We start from the raw sequence: 5,381 nt of genomic DNA, 5'->3' as shown, positions 1-5,381 counted from the left end.
TCTTTCATTATTTATTATCTTTTATATTTTTTTGTTTTTTTTAATTTCTATGAATTATCATGAAATATTCACTTAAGCGTATTTTATAGAGGGAGGTGTTTTTATGAAAAAGGGAAAAGTTTTAATAGGTGTTTTAGTTGCAATTGTTGTTTTGGTGATAGTATTTTTGACTGTTAACGGTACTTCAAAAGATAAGGCATTTAAAATTGGTGCAACTCCCGTTCCACACACTGAAATTTTAAATTTTGTAGCTGATGATTTTAAAGCTAAAACGGGCGTAGATTTAAAGATTATAGAATTTACAGATTATGTTCAACCAAATCTCGCACTCGAAGATGGATCTATAGATGCCAATTTTTTTCAACACGAACCTTATTTAAAAACATTTTCAGAAAAAAATAATTTAGAAGATCTTATTTCAATTTCAAAAATTCATGTTGAACCTATGGGATTTTATACAAAAAAAGATATAAAAGAAAATGATCTTATTATATTACCAAACGACTCAACTAATGAAGGAAGAGCTTTATTATTATTAGAACAAAACAATTTAATAACTTTAAAAACAGATGACAAATTAATAGCTACTATAAGAGATATTGATAAAAACCCTTTGAATTTAAAATTCAAAGAAATGGATGCTGCTTTTTTACCAAGAACTTATAAGGAAGATGAAAGTATTGCAGGAGCCATAATCAATACTAATTATGCAATAGAAGCTGGACTAAATCCTTTAAACGATGCTATTTATATTGAAGATTCTAATTCACCTTATGCAAATATAATAGCAATAAAAGAAAACAAAAAAGATGATAAACTCGTAAATGCTTTAATAGAAGTATTGACTTCTGAAAAAACTAAAAAATATATATTAGAAAAATATAATGGAGCAGTAGTTCCTGTATTCTAATGGAGGGTTTAAATTGTTAAAAGTAAAAGACTTAAATTTAGTCTATGAAAACAAAAACCATGTATTAAAAGATATAAATTTCGAAGTAAAAAACGGAGAAATATTCGGAATAATAGGTTTATCTGGAGCAGGAAAATCCTCTTTATTGAGAACTTTAAATCTTTTACAAAGACCTACTTCTGGCAACATATTTCTTGATGAAATAGATATAACTACTGTAGATAAAAAAGACTTAAGAAATCTCAGAAAAAAAATAAGTATTGTTTTTCAACATTTTAATTTATTATCCACAAGAAATGTTTTTGATAACATAGCTTTACCACTTGAAATAGAAAAAAAAGATATAAAAGAAATAGAAAAAAAAGTTGATAAAATACTTGAAGAAGTTAATCTATCACATAAAAAAAATTCATATCCTTCTCAATTATCTGGCGGAGAAAAACAAAGAACAGCAATAGCAAGGGGAATGATAAATAATCCTGAAATACTTCTCCTAGATGAACCAACTTCTGCTCTTGATCCTCAGACAACACAAAAAATTTTAGATTTAATATTAGATATAAATAAAAGATTCAACTTGTCTATAATAATAGTAACTCATGAAATGGATGTCATAAAAAAAATATGCGATAAAGTTGTATATCTTAAAAATGGATCTGTTGAATTTTTTGGACCTGTACATGAACTATTTGTAGAAAAAGAAAATGAAATATTTAAAGAATTTTATCAAGAAATTAATATCGATTGGTCAAGGGCTAAACAGCTTTCCAGTAAAGAAACCATAAAATTATTAAAAATAGTTTTCTGGGGAAAACATACTCATGAAGCTGTCCTTGATGAAGTATCTAAAAAATATGATGTGAAAGTAAATATTCTCTATGGAAAAATAGAACATTTAAAAGATAATCCTTATGGAACTTTAATTATAAATGTTGAATCAGAAAATGGAAAAATCAATGATTTTATAAAAGAATTAGACTCCAAAGTTTATAGTTTGGAGGTGTTGCAATGATAAATGAATTATTAACAGCAACATTAGAAACTTTATATATGACATTCATTTCTGGATTAATCGCTGTAATTGTAGGGTTACCACTAGGAATAGCATTATATATACTCTCAAAAAGTGATAAAAAAATATCAAAAATAACCTATGGAATATTAGATGCAATAGTTAATATAATAAGATCTATACCGTTTATAATTTTGATAATACTTTTAATTCCTCTGGCAAAGTTACTAATAGGAACTATAATAGGGCCTAATTATGCTATAGTATCTTTATCTATCGCAGCTATTCCTTTTATGGCAAGACTTTCTGAAAATTCATTTAATAACTTAACCTCTGGATTATGGGATACATCTATATCTATGGGATTAACAAACTCACAATTTATAACAAAAATATTAATACCTGAAACAGCTGCAGAAACAATCTCAAATATTACTTTAATGCTAATAAACCTTATAACTTATACAGCTATTGCGGGAACAGTTGGAGCTGGTGGACTTGGCTCAATGGCAATAAATTATGGTTATCAAAGATTTAGAGCCGATGTTCTTCTTGCTGATGTTATTATACTGATAATATTAACTCAAATAATACAAATAGCTGGTACTAAAATTTCTAACTCTTTAAGAAAATAAAAAATATAGATAAATTAAAGTTTTAAAATAATTAAAAAGAGATGAAATTTAAAATTTCATCTCTTTTATATATGTTTTATTTCTTCCAGAATTTTTAACCTCATATAAAAGCTTATCAGAATAATTCAAAAGTTCTTCAAAAGAATATACAAAATCTTCATTGAAAGCAATTCCGATACTTATGCTTATCTTAAAACTATTATTCTTAAAATTAAAATTATAATTTTCAATAATTTTTCTAAAATCATCTACTCTTTTATAAATATAATTACTATCTTCATTGCAAATAGTAATGGCAAATTCTTCACCACCAAGTCTTCCATATATTTCATTTCCATCAAAATATTTTTTCATAAGATGTCCAAACTCTTTAATAACATAGTCTCCACAGGCATGTCCAAAAGAATCATTAACTTTTTTAAAAAAATCTATATCTATCATTGTAACTGAATAATTCATATTATTCTCAAAAGCAAATTTATATAAGTCTAAAGACTCCTTGATATAAGCTCTTCTATTCTTTAAATCACTTAATTCATCTATATTTGCTAAAATTTGTAATTTTAAATTTAATAATTCAAATTGAGTTATATCTTTAATATAGATAACCTTACCCATCAATATATCATTATCTCCAGTTAAATTTCTAAACTCCAATTCAAAAAATATTTTTTCTCCGTTATGTAAAACATCTAATTTTATTTTTTTATTTTCAGATAAAGACTTTAAAATTATTTTATCTATTTTAAAATTTTTCTTTTTATCAGAAGTTAATTTGATTATCTCTATTATTCTTCCATAATCTTTACCTTTTATGTTATAATCAACTATTTTATCATCATTACTCAACAAAATAATTCCATAAGAACTATTCTCAAAAATATTTTCTCTTGCAAATGTCTTTATTTCTAAAAAATCATATTTCAAAAAAGCATAGGATATTATAAATAATGATATAGGCAAAAACAAAGCCATCCAATCTATACCGGTATTCCAAAATTTTTGCATCAATAATAATAACCCTAAATAAGGAATAGAAGTTCCAACAAAAACTATTTCTAACCTCTTTTTATCCTCAAAAGTTCTTTTAACATAAACTCTCCATATCAAAAGGGATGAAAGAAATATTGCAAAAATTATATATGCACTTTGAACATAATACCATGGACCTTTTTCAATATATAAAAGGTCTATACCATCAAAAGCCCTAACACTCAATTCTTTATAATAAAAATTGTGAAATTGATTTGTCAATCTAATAAAAAAGGTCATAAAAGGTATTATCATTATAAAAAATATATTTTAAAGCTTATTCTATACTTTGCGTATGTTAAACAAGCTAAAAGCCAAAAAGCTGGAAAAAATGGTATACCAATATATTGAATCTGATTCCAAAATATCATATCTGAAATATTTTTACTATTGAGTTCCATCAAATACCCAAGCATATATATATCTAAACTTAAAGAAAGCATAAAAAAACTTTTAAGATCTCCCCTTTTTCCCTTTGAATATGTTATAGACAAAAGAAAAGAAGTTATCAAAACCGCGACAAAAAGATAAAAACTTATAATTCTAAGAAAAACCATAATACACCTCATATCAAATATCAAATTTAAAGTTTAATTCTTACAAACAAATTATACACTTAAATTTTATTCATAAGATTTAAAATTCTTAAAGTACTATCTATTTTTCTATTCAAATTTTTTCGCCAAGAATCCGAGAGGGGAAAATGTATCAAATCACGGTTTATTTTACCTAAATCCCAAAAATTTTCCTCTAAATTTTAATATATCCAATTTTTAAAATTTTTAACCCTACTCTTTATTCCAGAATATTTTGAAAGAATTTCATACGCATATATAAGTCTACTAGCTTTCTTAGATTTAAAATCGATGGGAAATTCATTTAAATTATCATCATAAATATAATATATTCCATCATTAGAATTAAAAATATATTCAAGAAAATAAAATTCAATTTCAGGATTTAATTTTTCTGCCATTAAAGATACTACATAAAAGTTTTTTAATCCCCATATACACTTTTTATCTTCTGGATTTAAAATTTCTTTATAAATTTTTAAATATTTTTTTTCATCATAATATCCATTTTTAAAAGTTTCTGTTATTATATTTACCCAATTATCAACAATATTTTTTGTAAAGTAATTATTGGGATCTAAAATTTCTATCCAAGTTGAAACAAATAATTTCATCAATAAATTCCAATCATGTTTTTTTTCTTTTCTATCTCTTAATTCATGTTCATTCTTTAAAAAACCTATGAGATAATTAAAACATCTATAAATCGGTTCATCATCCAAATCAAGCCCGAGAATTAAAAGTCTTCTCAATGCACTTTCAACATTATAATTATTATTAAAAGAAATGCTTAAGCTATGAAAATTTCCCCAAGAACCATCTTCTAATTGTAAATTTATAATTTTTTTATATGAAAATGCATTAATAAATTTTTTCTTAATTCTTTCATGACAGAAGAATCTTTAGGAATATTTTCAATATCCCTAAAATAAATATATTTTGGTATTAAATCCATTTCTCTAACATAATCTTTAAAATTAATGTTCATGAATAATCACCTTTTTTATTTCATCATTAATGAATATTTAGTTTCAATATAATTGTATCATTTTTACTAATAACTAATTTATATCTTAATTTAATTAATTTCTTTTTTAAATCTAAAAAGTATATAATAGTATAGTGACTTGAAAAATAGAGCAATAAAAAAGGGATATGAAATAAAAAACAAGTAAATGAAAAGCAACAAAAATAAAAACAAGTAAAAAAAGGAATAA

Annotated in this window: 7 protein-coding genes; 3 read left to right on the top strand and 4 right to left on the bottom strand. The window is 24.0% G+C overall.

Annotation, left to right across the window (positions count from 1 at the left end; all coding sequences use genetic code 11):
- Nucleotides 1-103 precede the first annotated feature (103 nt).
- From PWP28_RS13725 to PWP28_RS13715, 3 genes are read left to right on the top strand one after another with little or no spacing between them, the layout of a single operon-like run.
- The gene (locus PWP28_RS13725) at nucleotides 104-910 is read left to right on the top strand and encodes a MetQ/NlpA family ABC transporter substrate-binding protein (RefSeq protein ID WP_109604927.1); all 807 of its coding nucleotides are present in this window, start codon (nucleotides 104-106) and stop codon (nucleotides 908-910) included.
- Between the two features lie 13 nt (nucleotides 911-923).
- Nucleotides 924-1,922: a methionine ABC transporter ATP-binding protein gene (locus PWP28_RS13720; protein ID WP_308645010.1), complete on the top strand. Its 999-nt coding sequence runs from the start codon at nucleotides 924-926 to the stop codon at nucleotides 1,920-1,922.
- Nucleotides 1,919-2,557, top strand: a complete 639-nt coding sequence (locus PWP28_RS13715) for a methionine ABC transporter permease (protein ID WP_308645009.1) — start codon at nucleotides 1,919-1,921, stop codon at nucleotides 2,555-2,557. The genes PWP28_RS13720 and PWP28_RS13715 overlap by 4 nt, the downstream gene beginning before the upstream one ends.
- A gap of 48 nt (nucleotides 2,558-2,605) precedes the next feature.
- Here PWP28_RS13715 and PWP28_RS13710 read toward each other — a convergent pair whose 3' ends face one another.
- The 4 genes from PWP28_RS13710 to PWP28_RS13695 form a co-directional block, all read right to left on the bottom strand.
- Entirely contained in the window at nucleotides 2,606-3,829 is a 1,224-nt protein-coding gene (locus tag PWP28_RS13710; RefSeq protein WP_308645008.1) for a diguanylate cyclase, read from the bottom strand.
- A gap of 14 nt (nucleotides 3,830-3,843) precedes the next feature.
- Nucleotides 3,844-4,146: a histidine kinase N-terminal 7TM domain-containing protein gene (locus PWP28_RS13705; RefSeq protein ID WP_308645007.1), complete on the bottom strand. Its 303-nt coding sequence runs from the start codon at nucleotides 4,144-4,146 to the stop codon at nucleotides 3,844-3,846.
- Nucleotides 4,147-4,346: 200 nt separating this feature from the next.
- Nucleotides 4,347-4,916, bottom strand: a complete 570-nt coding sequence (locus PWP28_RS13700) for a hypothetical protein (protein ID WP_146192161.1) — start codon at nucleotides 4,914-4,916, stop codon at nucleotides 4,347-4,349.
- Between the two features lie 83 nt (nucleotides 4,917-4,999).
- The gene (locus tag PWP28_RS13695; protein ID WP_158274843.1) at nucleotides 5,000-5,152 is read right to left on the bottom strand and encodes a hypothetical protein; all 153 of its coding nucleotides are present in this window, start codon (nucleotides 5,150-5,152) and stop codon (nucleotides 5,000-5,002) included.
- Nucleotides 5,153-5,381: the final 229 nt, after the last annotated feature.

The sequence above is a fragment of the Oceanotoga sp. genome (assembly GCF_030445905.1).
Classification (GTDB): domain Bacteria; phylum Thermotogota; class Thermotogae; order Petrotogales; family Petrotogaceae; genus Oceanotoga; species Oceanotoga teriensis.
The sequence above is the reverse complement of the archived record's forward strand: the minus strand, read 5'-3'. Positions and strand labels throughout refer to the sequence as shown.